Annotated in this window: 19 protein-coding genes; 10 read left to right on the top strand and 9 right to left on the bottom strand. The window is 45.7% G+C overall.

Annotated features, from left to right (window positions below):
• Positions 1-30 precede the first annotated feature (30 nt).
• Genes SFC25_RS01935 through proC form a run of 3 tightly spaced genes read right to left on the bottom strand, consistent with a single transcriptional unit; the run spans position 31 to position 3,328 of the window.
• Entirely contained in the window at positions 31-1,293 is a 1,263-nt protein-coding gene (locus SFC25_RS01935; RefSeq protein ID WP_411213659.1) for a glutamate-5-semialdehyde dehydrogenase, read from the bottom strand.
• 16 nt (positions 1,294-1,309) lie between these two features.
• Entirely contained in the window at positions 1,310-2,455 is a 1,146-nt protein-coding gene (gene proB, locus SFC25_RS01940) for a glutamate 5-kinase (RefSeq protein WP_411213660.1), read from the bottom strand.
• 3 nt (positions 2,456-2,458) lie between these two features.
• On the bottom strand, positions 2,459-3,328 hold the full coding sequence (gene proC, locus SFC25_RS01945) for a pyrroline-5-carboxylate reductase (RefSeq protein WP_411213767.1): 870 nt from the start codon (positions 3,326-3,328) through the stop codon (positions 2,459-2,461).
• A gap of 267 nt (positions 3,329-3,595) precedes the next feature.
• Between proC and SFC25_RS01950 the strand changes: the two genes are divergently transcribed.
• The 4 genes from SFC25_RS01950 (at position 3,596) to SFC25_RS01965 (ending at position 8,101) form a co-directional block, all read left to right on the top strand.
• Positions 3,596-4,975, top strand: coding sequence for a PepSY-associated TM helix domain-containing protein (locus tag SFC25_RS01950; RefSeq protein WP_411213661.1), 1,380 nt, complete (start codon positions 3,596-3,598; stop codon positions 4,973-4,975).
• Positions 4,968-5,468, top strand: a complete 501-nt coding sequence (locus SFC25_RS01955) for a FixH family protein (RefSeq protein ID WP_411213662.1) — start codon at positions 4,968-4,970, stop codon at positions 5,466-5,468. The genes SFC25_RS01950 and SFC25_RS01955 overlap by 8 nt, the downstream gene beginning before the upstream one ends.
• Positions 5,469-5,567: 99 nt before the next feature.
• The gene (locus SFC25_RS01960) at positions 5,568-6,719 is read left to right on the top strand and encodes an FtsW/RodA/SpoVE family cell cycle protein (RefSeq protein ID WP_411213663.1); all 1,152 of its coding nucleotides are present in this window, start codon (positions 5,568-5,570) and stop codon (positions 6,717-6,719) included.
• A 62-nt stretch (positions 6,720-6,781) separates the two neighbouring features.
• Positions 6,782-8,101 carry an MATE family efflux transporter gene (locus SFC25_RS01965; RefSeq protein WP_411213664.1) on the top strand — a complete coding sequence of 440 codons (1,320 nt, stop codon included), beginning with the start codon at positions 6,782-6,784 and terminating at the stop codon, positions 8,099-8,101.
• A gap of 1 nt (position 8,102) precedes the next feature.
• Here the strand turns inward: SFC25_RS01965 and SFC25_RS01970 are convergent, their stop codons facing one another.
• Both SFC25_RS01970 and SFC25_RS01975 read right to left on the bottom strand, forming a co-directional pair.
• Positions 8,103-9,359 carry a DNA polymerase IV gene (locus tag SFC25_RS01970; protein WP_411213665.1) on the bottom strand — a complete coding sequence of 419 codons (1,257 nt, stop codon included), beginning with the start codon at positions 9,357-9,359 and terminating at the stop codon, positions 8,103-8,105.
• 311 nt (positions 9,360-9,670) lie between these two features.
• Positions 9,671-10,498 (bottom strand): HAD-IIB family hydrolase, encoded by an 828-nt coding sequence (locus tag SFC25_RS01975; protein ID WP_411213666.1) that lies wholly within the window; start codon positions 10,496-10,498, stop codon positions 9,671-9,673.
• A 108-nt stretch (positions 10,499-10,606) separates the two neighbouring features.
• On the opposite strand from SFC25_RS01975, the gene SFC25_RS01980 reads away from it, so the two are divergent.
• On the top strand, positions 10,607-11,587 hold the full coding sequence (locus tag SFC25_RS01980; protein WP_411213667.1) for a LacI family DNA-binding transcriptional regulator: 981 nt from the start codon (positions 10,607-10,609) through the stop codon (positions 11,585-11,587).
• Between the two features lie 33 nt (positions 11,588-11,620).
• On the opposite strand, the gene SFC25_RS01985 is transcribed toward SFC25_RS01980, so the two are convergent.
• The gene (locus SFC25_RS01985; protein WP_411213668.1) at positions 11,621-12,949 is read right to left on the bottom strand and encodes a 6-phospho-beta-glucosidase; all 1,329 of its coding nucleotides are present in this window, start codon (positions 12,947-12,949) and stop codon (positions 11,621-11,623) included.
• Between the two features lie 179 nt (positions 12,950-13,128).
• On the opposite strand from SFC25_RS01985, the gene SFC25_RS01990 reads away from it, so the two are divergent.
• Positions 13,129-14,130 (top strand): LacI family DNA-binding transcriptional regulator, encoded by a 1,002-nt coding sequence (locus tag SFC25_RS01990; protein WP_411213669.1) that lies wholly within the window; start codon positions 13,129-13,131, stop codon positions 14,128-14,130.
• A gap of 68 nt (positions 14,131-14,198) precedes the next feature.
• Positions 14,199-14,480 carry a hypothetical protein gene (locus SFC25_RS01995; RefSeq protein ID WP_411213670.1) on the top strand — a complete coding sequence of 94 codons (282 nt, stop codon included), beginning with the start codon at positions 14,199-14,201 and terminating at the stop codon, positions 14,478-14,480.
• Positions 14,481-14,535: 55 nt separating this feature from the next.
• On the opposite strand, the gene SFC25_RS02000 is transcribed toward SFC25_RS01995, so the two are convergent.
• The gene (locus SFC25_RS02000) at positions 14,536-14,994 is read right to left on the bottom strand and encodes an NUDIX hydrolase (RefSeq protein ID WP_411213671.1); all 459 of its coding nucleotides are present in this window, start codon (positions 14,992-14,994) and stop codon (positions 14,536-14,538) included.
• Positions 14,995-15,101: 107 nt separating this feature from the next.
• On the opposite strand from SFC25_RS02000, the gene SFC25_RS02005 reads away from it, so the two are divergent.
• From SFC25_RS02005 to SFC25_RS02015, 3 genes are all read left to right on the top strand, one after another.
• The gene (locus tag SFC25_RS02005; RefSeq protein WP_411213672.1) at positions 15,102-15,461 is read left to right on the top strand and encodes a Lin0512 family protein; all 360 of its coding nucleotides are present in this window, start codon (positions 15,102-15,104) and stop codon (positions 15,459-15,461) included.
• A 1-nt stretch (position 15,462) separates the two neighbouring features.
• Positions 15,463-15,924, top strand: coding sequence for an 8-oxo-dGTP diphosphatase (locus tag SFC25_RS02010; RefSeq protein WP_411213673.1), 462 nt, complete (start codon positions 15,463-15,465; stop codon positions 15,922-15,924).
• A 447-nt stretch (positions 15,925-16,371) separates the two neighbouring features.
• A complete protein-coding gene (locus SFC25_RS02015) occupies positions 16,372-18,789 on the top strand; it encodes an immune inhibitor A domain-containing protein (protein ID WP_411213768.1) in 2,418 nt (805 codons plus the stop codon).
• Positions 18,790-18,817: 28 nt separating this feature from the next.
• Here the strand turns inward: SFC25_RS02015 and SFC25_RS02020 are convergent, their stop codons facing one another.
• Positions 18,818-20,245 (bottom strand): sensor histidine kinase, encoded by a 1,428-nt coding sequence (locus tag SFC25_RS02020; RefSeq protein ID WP_411213674.1) that lies wholly within the window; start codon positions 20,243-20,245, stop codon positions 18,818-18,820.
• Complete coding sequence (locus tag SFC25_RS02025) at positions 20,242-20,919, bottom strand: response regulator transcription factor (protein WP_411213675.1); 678 nt, start codon at positions 20,917-20,919, stop codon at positions 20,242-20,244. Before SFC25_RS02025 ends, SFC25_RS02020 begins: the two co-directional genes overlap by 4 nt.
• Positions 20,920-20,975 lie beyond the last annotated feature (56 nt).

Raw genomic sequence — 20,975 nt, forward strand, 5'->3', positions numbered from 1 at the left:
AAAAGCTCATCCATCAGGATGAGCTTTCTGTTATCTTGTTTGACCGTTGCCTTTCATCACGTACTTATACGTTGTTAAGGCAGGTAATCCCATCGGTCCGCGGGCATGAAGCTTTTGAGTTGATATTCCGATCTCAGCTCCGAAGCCAAGGGCGTGACCATCTGTGAAGCGTGTGGATGCATTATGATAAAGTGCTGCTGCGTCGACTGCCTTCATGAATTTGGTTACTGCTTCATCATCCTCAGAGATGATCGCCTCTGAGTGCTTTGTACCGTACCGGTCGATGTGGGCAATCGCTTCCTCGACTGAATCAACAACACGTACTGCAACGTCCAGGCTCAGGTATTCATTGGCCCAGTCTGCTTCCGCAGCAGGCTTGCAGTCAGGTAAAATCTGAACTGCTGTCTCATCTCCATGTGTTTGGATGCCATTTTCCCGCAACGCCTGTACCAATGCATCTTTGTTTGTCTCCAGCCATTCCCGCTGCACAATCAATGTCTCCAATGCATTACAAACTGCCGGACGATCCGTTTTGGCATTCAGGAACGTGCTGATCGCCATATCAACTTGTGCGGTATTATCCACGTACATATGGCAGTTGCCCACACCTGTTTCCAGCACAGGAACAGTTGCAGAATCAACGACAGCTTGAATGAGCGAGGCACCGCCGCGAGGAATAAGAACATCGATGTGCTCCTTCATCGTAAAGAGCTTCGCTGTCTCTTTTCGGTCAGTTGATTGGATAAGCTGCACAGCATCGGCTGGCACTTTTGTCTGCTGAAGTGCTTTTTTGATGACCTCTACAATTGCCGTATTCGTATGGATAGCAGATGATCCGCCTTTCAAAACAATGGCATTGCCGGATTTGAGCGCCAAACCGGTTGCATCTGCTGTCACATTAGGACGAGCTTCATAAATCATACCGATGACACCTAATGGCACAGTGATGCGGCTGACATGCAAGCCGTTCTCCAGTGTCCATTCGCTGACCACGTGATCTGTCGGATCTTCCAGCTCAACTACTTCCTTCAATCCGTTTGCAAAATCCTCGATGCGTTCGCGAGTAAGCTTTAATCGATCCAGAAAAGCAGCATCAAAGCCTTTTTCTTCTCCTGCATGCATATCTTTATCATTTGCGTTCAGAATTACTTCATATTCTTTTTCCAACTGGTCTGCAATTGTGACCAATGCTTCATTCTTCTCAGCCGTTGTCAGAAGTGCAAGCTGCTTGGCAGCCGTTTTTGCTGCAATAGCTTGCTCTTCTACTGTTACTACTTCTTTTATATGCTCCACGATGTTCCTCCTTCTGTCATCGAATTGGTACGGTATGCTCCAGTTCACACACAAATGATTCCTGACCGACTATTGTCTCTTCTATATTCCTTACGGGACTTGCCAAGGCCTGCCAAAGTTCGGACGCAGCTTGATTTACGATGCCAAGGCCGATCCGAGCTCCTCTTTCATCCAGAATGCGCACGACGTCACCTTTTTTGAAGTTGCCCTTAATGGTGCTGATATTCTGGAATTCAACAGAATCTGGTATCCGACCGTCATTCTTCATAATGATTTCACCCACTGGTCCTGAATTGAAGGCAATCCACTGCTTCTTCCGATTCAGGTAATCCATATCCTGGTCAGCTTCAAAGTACGTTCCATCCGCTTCACCCATCACAGAACGATAAATGATATCCTCTGTTGTCGCATCGCCAAGAAAACCTTTAATGCCAGATGCCATAGCAATCCTGAATGCATCCAGCTTGGACTTCATGCCGCCGGTTCCGACTGCACTACCCGCATCACCTGCGGCAGCCTCTATTTCTGGTGTGATGCTTCTCACCAGCTCGATGCGTGTTGCTTCTGGATTCTTGACTGGATTATCCGTATACAAACCATCAATGTCAGAAAGCACGGTCAAGAAATCCGCGCCGACCAATCCGGCAACCTTTGCCGAAAGTGTGTCATTATCTCCAAAGCGCAGTCTATCGACTGTCACTGTATCGTTTTCGTTTATGATCGGGATGATACCACGATCAACTAAAACATTAATTGTATTTCTAACATTATTATAGCGGGTTTCGTCCGAGAAGTCGCCACGTGTGATCAAAATTTGCGATGCTACATAGCCATGGGACAGGAACAAATCTGAGTAGGCTTCCATCAGCAGCCCCTGCCCGATAGATGCAGCTGCTTGTTTCTCCGGCAGTGACGTCGGTCTTTCCAGAAAACCAAGCTTGCGATATCCTGCTGCCACAGCTCCCGATGATACAAGCAATACCTCATAGCCGTTGTCTTTCAGCTTCACGAGCTGCTCCACTAGTTTCTCAAGCTTCTTACGGCTGATTTCTCCATGCAGGCTGGTCAATGAACTGCTTCCGATCTTAACGACAATACGTTTCGGTTTTGTTGCTTGAATAGAAATGATAACGTCCTCCAGTTTTCTTTTTTGCACTATCATGCATTAGCGCGTCAACAGCTGTTTTTTAAGCTCCTCACTAATTTCATTGGATCGCTCTGCTGCAGAAAGAATCGCTTTTGTCATTGCTTCTCCCGCTCCAGCATCATTCAATGCTTCCAACCCGGCTGCTGTTGTTCCATTTGGAGAGGTTACTTTCTTCCGCAGAATAGCCGGCTCTTCTTCTGTTTCCAATAGCATTTTAGCAGCTCCGAGCATCGTCTGCGTTCCGATCTTTCTTGCTGTATCCCGGTCAAAGCCTGCAGCCACACCCGTTTCCTCGAAATGCTCCATCAGCTTATAGAAATAGGCAGGTCCGCTGCCAGCCATCCCTGTGAAGACATCCATCTGTTCTTCTGCTATCACAAAAGCGTCACCAAAGGTCTGTACCAGCTCTGTGACGTCTGTAAGCTGCTCATCAGATACATATGTTCCAGGTGCAATAGCCGTAGCTGATTCACCAATGGTACTGGATGTGTTAGGCATAATACGAACAACGGGTTGGTTTTCCGGCAGATAATGCTCAATCTGTTCATTCTGGATGCCTGCAGCTACTGAAATGACCAGCTGGCCTTCCTGAACCTTATCTTGCAGTTCGAGTAATGCAGCGATTATATCCTTTGGCTTCATCGCTAGTATGATAATATCCATACTGCTCCAATCCACCCCCGATTGAGGAATTCCGGTAATAGCATAGCGCTCCTGCAGTTCACACAAACGCTCCGAATCTGTTCGATTCGTTACATAAATCTGTTCATTACGCACGCTGTCTGACCTGTTCATCCCGGCAATCATTCCTTCTGCCATCGATCCTGCTCCGACATACAAAATCCGTTTGTTAGTTAAGATACCTAATCGCTCCTTTAGAGATAATATATCGTTCCATGTTAACAGTTATCTATGCTAACACTATAGGACACCATGTCAAGGAATGTCACAACACCAAAGCCCGTCCCATCAACGTTTCAGCCTCATGAGCTACGTATTGTAAACGCTTTAAAAATAAATATCCATCCCGTTCAAGGAATGGTCATAATATCCTCCAATTCCCTACTTGTAAGGATGCGAAAATTGTCCTAAGCTTAGGCTTGTACTACTTTGCCCATTATTACATTTACTATAGAAGAGAAGGAGTTGTCCTATATGGAGGCACAAAAAGAGCCGTCGGTGTCGAAAAAGAAACAACAAAAGCGCCGATCGCTTTATCAGTCTGTCTGGCGCTGGCACTTCTATGCAGGTCTTATTATCATGCCGTTTCTTATTATTTTGGCTATCACAGGCGGTGTTTATCTATTTAAACCTCAAATCGAAGCAGCCCTTTACAAAGACTATTATGAAGTCACTCCGCAAACTACCATCACAACTCCATCTGAGCAAATCAATACAGTGGAAGCTGTAAATCCGAATGCAGCAGTGACTTCCTATCGTCCAAGTGACAGTCCAGACCGTTCAGCAGAGGTCGGTATTACAGAAGACGGTAAAGCCTATACCGTTTACGTCGACCCTTATGAAAATGTCATACTCGGGAAACTAGAAGACTCCTTCAAGCTCGTCAACGTATTTGAAAAAATTCATGGTGAGCTGCTGATGGGTACTTTCGGGGATCGTGTTGTCGAGTGGGCTGCTTGCTGGGCGCTGATTTTGATCATTACTGGCGTTTACTTGGGCTGGCCTAAAATGAGAGGCAAATCGAAAATCTTTGGAGTCCTCATTCCCCGCTTGAACAAAGGGAAAAAACTGCGGGCACGTGACTTGCATGTAGTTCCTGCATTCTGGATTTCGTTAGGTCTGCTGTTTCTGATTCTGACAGGACTGCCTTGGTCAGGACTATGGGGAAACAATTTCCAAACGCTTACTACAAATGCAGGTGTCGGCTATCCACCTTCTGTGTGGGTTGGTGATGCTCCTGCTTCCGACGTAAAAACAAAAGAAATCGCAGATGTGCCTTGGTCAGCTGAGAACTTGCCAGTCCCAATTTCAACAAATCAGCAATACACACAGCTTTCTGTTGATGATGTTGTGTCGATAGCCGAAGATGAAGGTGTAAAACCTGGCTATAATATCATGATTCCGCAAACGCAGGATGGTGTATTCACTTTATCTGCTTTCCCGCCGCATGCCCGTGATGAAGTGACGATGCACATTGATCAGTATACTGGTGCTGTTTTGGCAGATTACCGCTATGATAATTACCATACAATTGGAAAAGTAATTGCCTATGGTATTACCATTCATAAAGGAACGGAATTCGGTATCTGGAATCAGATTATTGGATTGCTTGTCTTGATTGGCATTGTAGGTATTGCTGTGAGCGGCTTTATACTATGGCTCTCCCGGAAACCGGAAGGAAAGCTTGGCTCACCGAAAGCCCCGTCTGACAAAGTCATGAAGGGTGTCATTATACTGATAATCATCCTTGGCATCATCTTCCCGCTTGTCGGAATCTCGATTATCGCCGTCTGGCTGTTTGATCGTTTTGTCATCCCGAGAGTGCCTGCGCTGAAGAGGTTCTTCAATGCGTAAAAAAGGAGAAAAACAGATGCGACTCATTAAATTTACACCGTTGTTACTGACATTCTTTCTCCTTGCTGCATGCTCTGCCGATCCTGGTGCAGCTGACCATTACGCCAAACGGGAAGAAGTGAATGTGATCATTGAAGCTCCTGAATCCATTGAAGCGGATTCCACCCCGAAGATAGATGTAAAGCTGTCACATGACGGGAAAGCACTTGAACAGGAGGCAACTGTCAACTTCCTTGTATGGAAAGATGATAACAAAGTTGAGGCAGAGGAAATTCCTGCTTCACTGGATGCTGACGGGACATATCATCTGGAATATACCTTCCCATCGGATGGTGTATATTTTGTTAAAGCAGATGTAAAGGTCGATAATATCCATTTGATGCCGACGAAGCAGATTCGCGTTGGAGAATTGACGCAAGAAGAGATAGAAAAGATACAACAGGAACAAGAACAGAAAAAACAGGATGATAGTGGCAGCCACCATCATCATTAATGGGAAAAGCCGTATTTCTTCCAGAATACGGCTTTTTTAATTGGAAATTTCTGTTACGATAGAACTGTAGCTTATCCTTATGATGAAATGGTGACGTGCATGCAAAAACTGCAAACATATCTGGAAAAATTTGATTATATCTATTTCTCGCTTATTATACTGCTCGGACTGGCAAGCCTAGTCAGTTTGTATCAAGTACAGCTCCTGCAAGGAGAATATTTTGTCCTGCAGCAGGTCGTCTGGTATGTGATTGGTTTGGGCGGCTGTTTTGTCGTGTCTTATTTCCTTGATCTCGATATACTGAAGCGTTTATCACTTTTTGTTTATCTGTTTTTCCTGCTGTTATTAGTAGGTATCCTGATCGCACCTTCCAGTATCTCCAAGGAAATCAATGAAGCATACGGCTGGTATACAATCGGCGGCTTTTCATTCCAGCCTGCTGAATCGATGAAAATCGGATTGATTCTGTATTTGGCCCAAGTGATCAGTAAAGGGACGGATAGCTCCCCTACATTAAAGGAGGAAATACTGCTTGTCGGCAAACTGACGGTTATCACACTAATCCCAGTTGCTGTCGTGATGCAATTCCCGGACTTCGGAAATGCAATGGTCTATCTTGCAATTTACGGAGCGATGCTGCTTGTTTCCCGCGTCCGGATAAAAACGATACTGCTTATCTTCTCTGTTCCATTAACGATTGTCCTTGCATTAACAATTACATACTTCGTGGCGACTGACTTTTTCCTTGATCGTATACTTGGCATGCTGCCAAGCTATCAGGCAAGCCGTTTCTATGGCTGGCTGCAGCCAGAGAAATATACTATTTCCGGCTATCAGCTGAATCAATCGATCATGGCGATTGGTTCAGGAAATGTTAGTGGGTATGACCACTTGCCGCATGTGCCTTACGCCTACTCAGATTTGATATTTGCTGTCATAGGCGGGGTTTTCGGTTTTGTGGGAACAAGTATCGTCCTGCTGTTTTACTTTATGCTCATCTATAAAATCGTCATGATTTCCCAGCGATATCATGATTCTTTCGGTACTTTGATTGGGGCAGGAATTGCTGGTTTCCTGACATTCCAGATATTCCAAAATGTCGGTATGAGTATCGGGTTAATGCCCGTCACTGGACTTGGACTGCCGCTTATCAGCTACGGCGGCAGCGCACTCGTCATCACACTCGCTTCCCTTGGGTTGATTCTTAATATGCGCGTAAATACAATGACATTTATGTTTGGAAACAAATAGCGTTTACTTCCGCAAACATGTGCGGTATATTATATCGTAATTACTACTATTAAGGTGAGCTTATGCAACATAAAAACTACTTAGCGCTGGCCCTTCCGCTGACTCTGTCTACCATTACAACGCCGCTTCTCGGTGTTGTTGATACAGCGGTTGTCGGTCAGCTTTCAAATGCTTCTTATATTGGCGGAGTTGCCATCGGTACAATCATTTTCAATACGATGTACTGGCTTTTTGGATTCCTTCGGGTGAGCACCTCCGGGTTCGCTGCCCAAGCATCTGCCAGTCTTGATACAGAAGAGCATATAATGGCGCTAATGCGCCCTTTCCTGGTTGCTTTTATTGTCGGCCTGTTATTTGTTCTTATCCAACAGCCGATCCTGCACTATTCTCTCTCCTTCCTAGGAGCGAGTGATGCAGTGAATAGCAGTGCTTCGGCTTACTTCTCCATCCGGATTTGGGGTGCACCCTTTGCGCTTGCCAACTATGTGATCCTTGGCTGGCTGATCGGCATGTCTTATATCAAAGCAACGCTTGTTCTCCAAATAAGCACGAATGTGCTGAATATCATTCTTTGCATTCTCTCTGTTCATGTGTGGGACTTTGGAGTGGCAGGTGTAGGTGCTTCTACACTGATAGCGGAGATTTTCTCTTGCGTATTCGGTGTTGTCCTGCTGCGCAAATACGCCGGCAGTATATGGCAGCATCCATTCGTACAGGTTTTACGGCGCGCAGTCGACCCTAAACCGATGTGGCGAATGATGAAGGTCAATCGGGATTTATTTATCCGGACGATATGTTTACTTATTGTTTTTAACCTATTTACAGCAAAAGGTGCTGGGTTTGGGGAAGATATGCTGGCAGCCAATGCTATCCTGATTCAGATTCACTATATGATGGCGTATTTCTTTGATGGGTTCGCTAATGCGTCCAGCATAGTTGCCGGTCGGGCGCTTGGGGAACGCAATGAAAAACTCTTTTCGCAGTCTCTGCGTCTATCCCTGCAATGGGGACTTGGTATCGGGGTGACGCTCGCGCTTCTTTTCCTTGCTGGTCAGAGGTGGATTTATCCATTGTTCTCCGATCAGCAGCATATTATTGAGCTGACTGGTTCCTATGCCAACTGGCTTGTTCTGTTCCCAATTGTCGCCAGTCTTGGTCTTGTCTACTATGGCGTCTTCACAGGCGTAACGGAAGTACGCTTTGTCCGTAACTCCATGATCCTTGCTGTCCTGCTTTACTTAGCTGCACTTTATGCGCTGCAGCCGCTCGGCAATCATGGACTCTGGATCGCCTTTTTATTGTTCAGTCTTGGACGATCTGTCTTTCTTATCATGTATGTACCAAAGCTGCGCCGGCTGTTTCAGCAGACGGCAGCAGCGTAAGTCAGGCTTGATGGCCTCCGATTTTCGTACTGCGTTCAATTGTCATCCCGGCTGCTGTATGGCTGCTGGCGCGCAGAATGGCGGTCGTACCGAAGCGCGCACGAATTTGATCCATCGCTCGGCTGAGATCCTTCTGCTTGCTTTTATCCTCAAATAGGCTGAGCTGGGTTGCCTCTTCATCGTATAAATTGGTCAGGGAGACAGACACCCGTCTGACTTCGTGGCCTTTTTGGTAGTGTTCATGAAATAGTTCGAGACAGAGTTTATACATATCCGTTGTCAGATTCGAAGGACTTGTGAAAGAACGAGATCGACTGAAGCCGCCACCATGCTGACTGGCATATCCAACAGCCAGATGGACTGTATTGCCTTCCTTCCTATCCCGTCTTGCCCGTCTGCAGGCCTCCTCACACAGCTCTAGAATGATGGTCGGAATTTCTTCTCCCCGATAATTGCGCAGCAGTGTGATGCCGTGTCCGTAGCTTTTCTGCTCCTGTTTGACGAAATCACCGAGTACCTCACTCTCATCGATTCCCCATGCATGCCAGTATAATTGCTCACCCATCACACCATACCGTTTCTTGAGTTGTTCCAAGGAAGTGTGAGCAAGGTGCCCAAGCGTGACAATACCCATCCGATTCAAATTCCGCTGCATGCGTCTTCCAATCCCCCAAATATCCTGTATCGGGACTGGCCATAATAAACGCGGCACATCCTGATAATGGCAAACAGCAATACCAGAGGACTGTTTCTTTGCGTGAATATCCATCACGACCTTAGCCAGGAACTTGTTATCTCCAATTCCAATGGCTGCTGTCACACCGAATTGCTCCAGGATATCCGCTTGCAGCTTGACCGCCGTCTCTTCTGCAGTTCCGTGCAGCTTTTCTGTACCATCAAGTGTGACCCAGAATTCATCGACTGAATAAACATGGATCGCTTCCATCGGGACATACTCATGCACAAGTTCCGTAATTGCCACTGAAACCTCCAGGTAATCCTTCATATGTGCCTCGGCAATGACAATCTCAGGATCTTCCGGCAGCTCAAAATAACGGCTTACATTGCTGACACCATGCTTCTTCTTCAACGCAGGGCTGGCAGCAAGCACGATACTTCCTGGCCGCTTCGTATCCCCAACCACCGCAAGCAGTGTTGTCATCGGATCAAGACCGCGTTTCACACATTCCACACTTGCATAGAAGCTCCGCATATCCACACACAATACCCCATGCTGCTGAAATCCACTGTAATCCATCTTCTCCACCTCCAAAGGGAACAAACGTTCTTACTTTAGATTACCCGATTTGAGGCTGTTATAGTAGCTGTAATTTTTGGATGAAGAGGAAAAGGGAAAAAGATTGATCTAAACACACAATTGTATTCCTTCCATTTGATATATAATTAAAAGGATATCAAGTCAGCTGGGTACTATCTATTCGGTGGAAAAGGATCAAAAAAAACCAAGCAGCGTATTAACGGTTCTGCTAATAAATGAACTGCGTTCCAAAAAAAGCGTAACCCTAAACTTTTGGGTTTTCTGGGTTTAACAATTCCATATTACTCTCATCAAGAAAAGAAATGTTGCAGCGTCGTCCGGATACCGGCTGCGTAGGGTTTTCCGCATACCTGACTGTGCTTCTGTTTCGCCTCCTCTGTTGCATTAGCAACTAGGAAACCATTTCCTGCGTATCGCAGCATTTCAAGGTCATTTCCACTGTCTCCAAAAGCATAAATCTGCGAGGGCTCCACCATGCAATGATTTGCCAAGAACTGAACGGCCGCTCGTTTTCCAGTCCTTAACGGAATAAAGTCCACATCATATGCCCCGTCTGGATCTCCTGCCAGTGGATTACATGCGTTTACATTCAATCCTACCTTAGCCGTAACAGCTGCCTGCCTTATACGATACATTACCTCAGCCAAATCATCTTCATTAGGAAAGTAATAGTAGTTCTTTTTGTACGAGCTCTGCCCATGCATCGTCTGTCGCTGTAACGCTATCCCATCCAAAGAGAGCAAATGAATCAAATCCTCTACAAGCTGATCGAATTCTTCTTGAACAGGCAAATGCTGTTTCCAATCGTATATCTCCTTTAGTTCCCCACCAGCAGTAAGTTGGTACAGCTCCGTTCCCAGATTAGCTGCAATGAAATGGGGTACATAAGTCAGATTTGCACGCTTCATTTTAGCAGCCAGGGCATTACAATCACTTCCGGTAACCCACGCAATTTTCACATGATACTGCCTGGCAATCTGATCTAGATAAAGTTCCATAGCATGCAGATCCTCCAGCAGCCCTTTCTCGCAAGCATGGGGGAAATAAGTCTCATCAAAATCAAAACAAATAAGTGCCTTTGTACTGTCGGTACTAGCGAAACATTTTTTCACACTCATTATTCAACCACCTCCTTTCCTACCATAAGAGATGGGAACGTTCCCAGGTCAATAAGAAAAGAGGTATGCTATGATAAAGCTACATTCACTGTCCAAGGAGCTGGTTGAATGCCTACTATAAACGACATTGCAAAGATATGCGGCGTTTCCAAAAGTACTGTCTCTCGCGTATTAAATGGGCATCCTTATGTATCTGAACAGAAGCGGCAGAAGGTCCTTTCTGCTATCGAGGAATCCGGATTCACCCCGAACAGCTTGGCTGTTCAATTTCGTAAGCGAAAAACCTCTGCGATAGGCATCCTGACACCTCAAGTCGATCATCCTTATTTCGCAGCACTGGTGCAATCATTATCGAATGCGTGTACAGCAAAAGGATGGAAACCCGTTATCTTTCAGACATTCGGTGATAAAAAATGTGAACTGGATGTATTTGCCAAGCTGAAACAGCGTGAACTGGACGCTATAATCGCAACTTCATCCGCACTGGAAGCTCCCCTATTAGCCCGTTGCCTAGAAAACGGTCCAGTACTTATTTGCAATGAGAAATATGAAATTGACGCAACTGTATGCAGTCTAGATGAAGAGAGTGCCGCCTATAAATTGACCATGCATATGCTGCAAACAGGTAAGAAGCGACTCTTATTCTGTCTCGACCACACTTCCCCATCCCAAGAAGCTAGATATAAAGGTTTTCTAAACGCCTTAGCTGCGAGAAATCTAAAGGAAGGCGGGAAACGTATAGAAGGAATGGTATCAATTGAGGATGGTATTCGTTTGGGTACTGATTTATTTCATGATAAACAATTGCTGATAGATGGCATATTTGCTGGAAGTGACTTCGTTGCCGCTGGAATTCTGCATGCTGCCAAGCAGCACCAAATCGCTATGCCAGAAAAGTGCGCAGTTACTGGGTTTGATAACCATCCTATCTCTCAGATTACCGATCCTCCGCTGACCACTTATGATAATGAGATAGAGGCCATGGCACGAAAGACTGTAGAACAATTAGATATGCAGCTATCTGGTAACATATATGAAACCAAACTATTTCAATGGCAAGGATATCTTGTACCGAGGCATTCCACATAAAAAAGACCCGTGCTCTTTGCACGGGTCATCTTTTTATGCTTCTACCTTTTTAAAGAACTGTGGCAAATGCTCTTTATGAGCCTCCAACATTTCATCCATTATTTTCTTCGCAATCTCATCAGAAGGTACAAGCGGGTTGATTGTCATCGCCAGCAAAGCAGTGTTGTAATCACCTGTTACAGCTGCTTCCGCTCCGACGCGCTCGAATGATTTGATTTGCTGGACAAGTCCGCGTACTGGTACTGGCAGATCGCCGATACCGATCGGTTTCGGACCATCTTTTGTAATGACACAGTTGATTTCGATAGCGGAATCATTCGGGATGCTCTGGATAGCACCGTTATTAATTGTGTTCACTGTCTGAATATCGCGTTTGTCATTGTAGATGGAATTAATCAGACTGCAAGCAGCATCACTGTAGTATGCACCGCCGCGTTTGGACAGCTGCTCCGGTTTCTCTGCAAGATTCGGATCTTTGTAAAGCTCGAACAAATCACGCTCTACGCCTTGCACAACCTCGGCACGTGTACCTTCGTTAGCTGCTTCCTCAAGCTCTGCCTCAAGCATTTGAGAAGTCTTGTAGTAGTAACGATGGTATGGACATGGGATAGCTTTCAACCCTTTGATAAAGCTAGGTTCCCAGTCGAGATTTTTGATATTTCTCATCGTCATTTCTTTTTTATCGGCGCTTGTCATTTTATCCAGCACCTTATCAGTTACATTTTCGCCGTCCAAGTATACATTCAATCCGAATACCATGTGATTCAATCCCGCAAAGTCGATGTGCACACGATCTCCATCGGCGCCAAGCAGCTCTGCTACTTGCATCTTCATCATGATCGGCACGTTACAAAGACCAACAACATTTTTGATATTGGAGTAGCGAAGCACAGCTTCTGTTACCATACCTGCTGGGTTTGTGAAGTTCACAAGCCATGCGTTCGGGCAAAGCTCCTCCATGTCTTTACAAATATCAAGGATCACCGGAATGGTACGCAGACCTTTAAACAATCCGCCTGGTCCGTTTGTTTCCTGACCAATTACATTATATTTCAATGGGATTCTTTCGTCTTTTGCACGTGCATCCAATAGTCCGACACGGAATTGTGTTGTAACAAAATCTGCATCCTTCAGAGCTTCCCGGCGATCCAATGTCAAATGCACATCGATTGGCAAGCCTGCTTTTTCCACCATACGTTTTGCCATATTCCCTACAATCTCAAGCTTCTCTTTTCCTGCTTCTACATCAACAAGCCAAAGCTCCGTGATTGGCAGTTCATCATAGCGTTTAATGAACCCTTCCACAATTTCCGGAGTATAGCTGGAGCCGCCGCCGATTGTAACGATCTTCAATTTTCCCATGATTAAAGCCTCCTATATGGTTACGTTTTGGATCTACAATCAAAGCTTAAATGCTGGAATGCATCCCAGGTCAAGCACAAAATCGTAAGGAATTTGTAAACAGGTTCCCCATTGCTTACAAAATGCTTATTTTCCGCTAAAATAAAGGTAAGAAAGCGATTTCTAATGAGGTGATGTACATGAGTAATATCAAGCAAATTGCACAGATGGCTGGCGTTTCCCGCAGCACTGTTTCACGTGTCCTCAATCACCATCCCCACGTCCATCAAGAAACTCGGCGTAAAGTCCAGCAAGTCATCGATAAGCTCGACTATATACAAAACAGCAATGCAGTGCAGCTGAAAAAAGGCCGGACGAATACCATTGGTGTCGTTTCTCCTTCAATCAGTCATTATTTCATGCAAATCGTTCAAGGTATCGCAGATGCGGGTACCTCCTGCCAGTATCAAACCTTGCTTTACCAAACGAACGAGAAAGCAGATCAAGAATTACAGGCATTGGAAATGCTGCGTCAAAAGCGCCTGGACGGCCTGATCATCTTGCGCTGCGGATTGGGTTGGGAGAAAGTTGCCACCTATACAAAGTACGGTCCGATTATGACATGTGAGCCCCTTCAGCACCCAAAGATCCAATCCATATATATGAATCATTACGAAGGGTTCCAGCTTGGCCTGGAGCATTTGATCGAAAAAGGTTATAACCGTATTGCCTGCACGATTGGAAGAGCCGAAAGCCGAAACAGCCTGGAACGGAAAAAGGCATTTGAAGATATATTGCAAACACATAACCTTCCCGTCCATTCCGAATGGATTTTAGATGAAACGTTCACAGTCGATGATGGACGCAGTGCCCTCCAGAAGCTTTTAAGCGGCAAAGATATGCCTGACGCTGTCATACATGCCAGTGATTATGTTGCAGCCGGCATGGCAGCCGAAGCACGAGCTCAGGGAATCAGCATCCCCGATGAACTGGGATTAGTAGGCTTCGAATCCGACCAAAGCGATGTGGCTGGACTGATGGATCTCACCCATGTCCGCAACCCCCTCAAGCAAATGGGAGAAGAAGCATTCCGCCGAATGTATGCAGTGTTGACGGAAACGCCTTATACAGCCGCTGATCTTTCTTTTTCTCTGACAGAGCGTCAGTCTACTGCCAGGGGTCTGAAGCAGGTCCAGGTATGAGGCTATCAAGAAGTTTTATATATGTAAGATCGTTTTGCGTGCTAGGATAGTGCTATAGAGGTGATGATTTGTTAATCTTAAGGCGAACAGCCAATTATTCATTATGTATTGTTCATCTCGGTATACTCGCTTTTTGGCTGGCTGCTTGGGAGCTGCTCTTCACTAAAGCGGGCTTGATTATCTGGGGAATTTCTACATTACTAGGAGCTATTCTTTTCATTATATGGAAACGTCAGGGCGATAATAGGCTTGATAGCAGTGGGTGGATCTTAGCTATATCAACTGTACTTACCGTAGTGCTCGCACTTGTTTCTGTGGTAATTGAATATGCGGTATCCTCCATGCCATGAGTAGTTAGAATAGCAAAGCGTCCATCCTAGTGGACAAAAAGGAGTAGCTGTTTAGCTATTCCTTTTCGCTGAAATCCATAATAAATCGACGATGGCTTCTGACCATTTTTTCCGGAAGTCCATCAAGCGGGAAAAAAGCCAACTGCATCGATTCTGCCTCATCCAGTATTAGTTCTCCATGAAATTGACTTGTCTGGTATACGATGGTCACATTATAAAACTCATCACCATTAGCTGCGACGGCAAAATTATCCTTACCGGAATACACATCGACCAGCTGCAGCTCCTCGACTGTCAGTCCAGTTTCTTCAAAGACTTCCCTGGACGCTGTCTGTTCAGCTGATTCACCAAGTTCCATCAATCCACCGGGCAAGCCCCATGTTTCGGGCGGGTGGACTCTTTTCTGTAAAAGGACTTGCCGCTTTCCATCCAAAAGAAGGCATAATGCTCCAACTAAAATGACTGGCTGATGCCCGACGTACTTCCGAAGGTTCTCTACATAGTTCACAAGCATATCCCCTTTCTCTCACCCAAGTTTACCAAATCTTATATATAGCTGATAGAATTCTTTGATCTTAATATGATACAGTAACTATATCAGAACGAACTAGGAGAGATCATATGGAAAAAATCATGTTTATCCAAACTGGCTTTGGTGTGGATGTCCACGGTCAGGACGTCACAAAAGCAGCTGTACGTGCAGTAGTCAATGCTATTCATACAAACTCCATGCCTGGTATTACAAGTGTCCTGCCCGAAAACGATTTACATAACATGAAGGTGAATGTCCGTTTGGCAGTTCCTGCAGATAAAGACAAGCTGGATATCGAGCAAGTGAAGGCTCGCATTCCATACGGAACTGTAACAGTAGAAGTAATTGACGGCGGTATGCTGACTTCCAGTGCCATTTACTTGGAGGATAAACAGGACAAAAACGATATGATGTATATCGTGAATGCCTCCGTCGAAACAGGATACTGATATGATCGAGCACAAGATCTATAACATGGTAATGATCCATACAGAGGATCAAGTGCTTCTTTTGGACCGCCAGCATGATGACTTCCGCGGCTTTATCCCGCCCGGCGGAAAAGTAGATTTTCCTGAAAGCCTCACTGCAAGCGCCATTCGTGAAGTGAAGGAAGAGACAGGACTGGATGTCTGGGATCTGGAGTATAAAGGTGTACAGCATTACGTGAATGATGAACAGAATATCCGTTATCTGATTTTCTACTATATAACCGACTCCTTTTCAGGCACACTGCTGTCGGATTCCAGAGAAGGCAACCCATCGTGGGTCCATAAGTCTGAAGCGATGGAACTGCCGATGCAGGATGTAGTCCGTACTGTCTTTCCGTTATTCTTTCGAGAAGGTACATTTGAATTGTACCTGCATGCAGAATCGGAAGCTTCTGATTACACGGAAGAAATACTGCACACATAAATAAGGGGAAGCATGCCTTCTTCCTCCTTATTTACCCTTTGAAATATATAATTTTATGCTGGTTGTTGTAACTCCTTCTCTAAAAACGAGATTAATAGATAGGTCCATCCGCTCATTTTTCTAGTAATTGGACTATTTTCTAATAGGCCCCCACTTTCCCAACTTTCCTCACCCTTCTACACGTTTCTGTAATTTTACGTTATTTTCAACTTTGTGGTTTCCCAACCTAATGGCCAACCCTGTCGGATTATGTGAAGACATCTCACGAAAACCGCTTCATTACAGGGTATATACAATATTTCTTCCTTCGAAAGTACCATTGTAAATCTAGCAAACTAGTCGCTATACTACCCTTTAAGGAAAACTTTACCTACATACACCTTTTGTTTTCCGACTATTTAAACTATTAGCACAGGGAGAGTGACTTGCTTGAAGAAGAATAAATGGATGGCTTCTGCAATGGCAGCTGTTATTGGATTTAGCACTTTTACATTATCATTCACGCCAACGCAGGAAGCCCATGCCGAAGCAACTGTTGAGAAAACACCAGCCGTGACGTACTCGCCGAAAGCTGCACAAAGCGGCGGACCTTTCGACAGTGCAATTGCCAATGAAGATAAATTGATTGAATTGCTTAAAGAAGAAGGAAAGATCAGTGAAGACGCTACGGAAGCGGAAGCTCAGGAAGTATTGAATGCCTACCTCAAGGAACGGGAAGAAAAAAGCGCAGAAGCTGCTAAACAGCCTCTGCCGGATGAGCTGAAAGAAGCAGCAATCGATGAAACAGTGGTAAGTGACACTGACAAACAAAATGGCAATGCTGACAATGCAGCAAGTGCTTCTAAAGAGGCTTCCAAGAAAGGCAAAGACAAGGACAAAGGAAAAGATAAGAAAAAAGATAAAAAAGTAGAGAATGTAAAAGAAGAAGAGTATGACGGAGAAGTTCGTGAAGACAAAGTACTTGTCCTTGCAATTGACTTCCCGGATTACCAAAACAGCTCCATCACACCAGAAGAAACGGATATGTGGTATGAGGATTATACGCATGATCACTTCCAGAACATGATCTTTGGTGATGATGGTTATACTGGTCCGGATGGCCAGAACTTCACTTCCATGAAGCAGTATTATGAAGAGCAGTCCGGCGGCAGCTACACTGTTGACGGAGAAATTGCTGGTTGGTATACAGCTGATCATCCTGCTGCTTACTATGGTGCCAACGATCCGGCTCCAGATGGCAGTGATGCGGCTGCGAGGGAGTTGGTTTATGAAGCCCTAACGAAAGCTGGGCAGGATCCTAATGTCGACTTGAGCGAATACGATCAATGGGATCGCGATGACTATGATGGCGATGGCGTTTACCATGAGCCAGACGGTATCATCGACCACTTGATGGTCATTCACGCAGGTGTCGGTGAAGAAGCCGGCGGCGGAAGCCTTGGCGGCGATGCAATCTGGTCTCACCGCTGGAATCTTGGCGGACTTGTGGCAGTCCCTGGCGGAAGCTCCACTAGTGACCGCTTTGACGGACAGCTTGCTGCTTACGACTATACAATCGAACCGGAAGACGGGGCTATGGGGGTATTCGCGCATGAATACGGCCATGACCTAGGCTTACCGGATGAGTATGATACGAACTATACTGGCCAAGGAGAAGCGGTTGCTTATTGGTCCATCATGGCAAGCGGAAGCTGGGCTGGTGATGTACCTGGAACAGAGCCATCTGGATTCAGTGCCTATGCGAAGGAATATCTGCAAAACGCACATGGCGGCAACTGGCTGAGCGGTACGACGATCGAAGCAGAGGACTTGGATGGAGATAAAGTGGAACTGCTGCTGGACGAAGCTGTGACAAAAGGAACAAACAACGATGTAATTCGTGTAAACCTGCCTGATAAAGAAACCGAAGTCACAAAACCTGCAAGCGGCACGTATGCTTACTTCAGTGGTAAAGGCAATAATGTTGATAACAGCATGACAGCGACTGTTGATTTGACTAGTGCCTCTTCTGCTGAACTGACATTCAAGACTTGGTATGATATTGAACAAGATTGGGATTATGCCTCTGTCAAAGTCAACGGGGAAACTGTACCTGGCAGCATTACGACTACGGATAACCCGAACGAGCAGAACCCAGGTGATGGTATTACCGGAACGTCTGACGGCTGGGTGGATGCTACCTTCGATTTGAGTGCCTATGCTGGCCAGGAAATCGAGCTTTCCTTGAACTATTGGACGGATGTAGCTGTGAACAACGCTGGATTCTACGTGGATGACATCCAAGTGACAGCTGATGGCAGCTCTGTCCTGACAGACGATGCAGAAGCTGATAGTAGTTTTGAGCTAGCTGGATTTGCGCAAGATAAAGGTGTTTCCCTTTCCGAGCACTACTACTTGCTGGAATGGCGTACGCATAATGGCGTTGATATCGGCCTTGACCATATCCGCCGTGGTGACAGCTTGATGAGCTACAACACTGGTCTTCTAGTCTGGTACGTCGATAATTCTTATGACAACAACTGGACTGGTACACATCCGGGTGAAGGCTTCCTAGGTGTAGTGGATGCCGATCAGAAGGCACTTTACTGGAGTGATGAATCAGTAGCTTCCTCTCGTTATCAAATTCACGATGCTGCCTTCAGCAAAGATAAATCTGAGAAGATGTTCCTCGATTATCGCGCTACGAATGGCTTGACGTTGAAAGATAATCACACGAAGAGCTATGATAAGTTCAAAGATGATAAAACTTATTTGAATAAAGCCCTTCCTGACGCTGGGCGTAACGTTCCAGAGTATGGACTAGAGTTTGAGGTCAAAGAAGACAGCCCGAATGGTACAGTAGGGAAGATTGAAATTTCCCGCTAAGATAATAGCAAAAAAGGAACCCGTTCATTTACGGGTTCCTTCTTTTTTTTGGCAGCAGCACTCGGAAGATAGTGCCTTTGCCTTCTTCACTCTCCACTTCTATTGTACCCTGGTGTGCTTTGACGATAGAATGGCTGATGGATAGACCAAGACCCGCACCGCCTTGCTGGCGTGTGCGTGAACTGTCACTTCGATAGAATCGATCGAACACATGGGGAAGATGCTCTTTTGGTATACCAGATCCATTATCTTTTACGACGATCTCAGCATCATGTTCTGTTGCCCCAAGGATTATATCGATTTCTCCATGCTCTGAGTCTGTATGCTGGACTGCATTATAAAACAGATTCAATAACACTTGTTTCAATTTATCTTTATCAGCAGCTATTATCAGATGCCCAGACACCGAAAACTGTACTTTCCTGCTGCCGGCAAGCATATCAAAATGCGGCATCATTTCCTCCAGTACAGTACTCACCTCCAGATTCTGCAGCTGCATATTCTCAGACTGATCCAGCTTGGTGAGTAAAAGCAAATCCTCTACCAGCTTTTTGATCCGCTTCGATTCCTTGAGCATGCTTTCAAGGGCTGGATAGAGCTGGGCTGGGTTATTCGCTGCTCCTCGAAGCAGTACCTCCAAAAACCCGTGAATGGAAGTAAGCGGCGTTCGCAGTTCATGGGATGCATCCGCAATGAACTGCTGCATTTGTTCTTTTGCTTCCCGTTCCGACTGGAACGCGTTGTCGATTCTCTCCACCATTTGATTGAAGGCGTCTGTAAGCCGTTTGATTTCGATTTGCTCAGAGGCCTCTTCCACCCTCTCGGACAGGTTCTCGGCATTCGTCCGCTCTACCCTCCGGATGATCCGGTGCAGCGGATCGAGCGCTTTTTTGATCACTCGGGTGTACAGCAGTATGCCTGCAGCCAATGCCACAATAGCCAGCAGGAAAAATACCTGCAGCTGCCCTTTGATGACATCATTGATTGATGCCGTCTCTGTCCCTGCCTGCACATAACCCGTTATATCACCAAACCGTCGATCAGCAACAATAACCACGAGCTGCTCTTTTCCGTCTTCGTCCTCCATCACGATGTACCGGGCAGACTTATCATCCCTGCTATTCATATATTTACGAAGCTCTTCCTGACTCAGGCGCGGACTGGAGAGTCCGTTCTCCTCTGATACGTCTGTGTAGGTACCAGACGTGTCGATCCTGGCTAAAGAGCGATCAAAAAGAAATGGCTGATGCATATCATCATCTTGTTCGAGCAGTGCTGGCGGTAGCGAATGCAGCTGCGACTGCATGGCATCTGCCTCATTTTGATATAAAAAATCCTTCATCAAGAAGTATTGCAGGATACCGACGACTGTCAGGATAATAGCTAGAATAAGGCAAGATAAAGCAACTATCTGCTTATTTAAGGTTCTTGGCTTCCATTTTCGCAATCGCTTCATCTGACATCCAGGCGATAGCCTGCCCCCCGGATTGTACGGATCAGCTGCCGTTCTTTATCGTGGAGCTTCTCACGCAGAGAACGAATATACACTTCTACAATGTTTTCTTCTCCTCCAAATGCATATCCCCACACTTTATCCAGGATAAGCGCCTTACTCAGCACAATACCTTGGTTCATCGCAAGATATTTCAATAGCTCATACTCTGTCGGAGAAAGCTGCAGCAGCTCTTCCTCCAAGTAGATTTCCTTTCGGCGGTCATCTATTCGTATAGGTCCCGCCACAAGGGAATCGCCCATTTCCGGAAATTGATTGCGGAGCCGTGCCTGCATCCTGGCAAGCAGTTCCTCAAAACTGAACGGTTTGACCAAGTAATCATCCGCACCGCCATTCAAACCTTTCACACGATCATCCACTTGATCTCGTGCCGTTAACATAATGATAGAAAGCTTCCTGCCTTTCTTTTTCAGCATCCGGCACACTTCGAATCCATCCATTCCCGGCATCATGACATCCAATATGACAATATGAGGCTCGAACTGATCTGCTTTGGCAATAGCTTGCATACCATCAGCCGCACTCTCTACGATATAACCTTCATTTTGCAATCCGAGCATCAGGAACTGTGTGATTGTCTGTTCATCATCGACCACCAATACTTTTATGTTTTCCATTCTGTCATCCATTCTTCTTTTTTCTTTATTATGGAACATTTAACTGAAAACCAGCT

Origin of the sequence: Terribacillus saccharophilus (assembly GCF_046592595.1) — a bacterium.
Lineage (GTDB): Bacteria > Bacillota > Bacilli > Bacillales > Amphibacillaceae > Terribacillus > Terribacillus saccharophilus_C.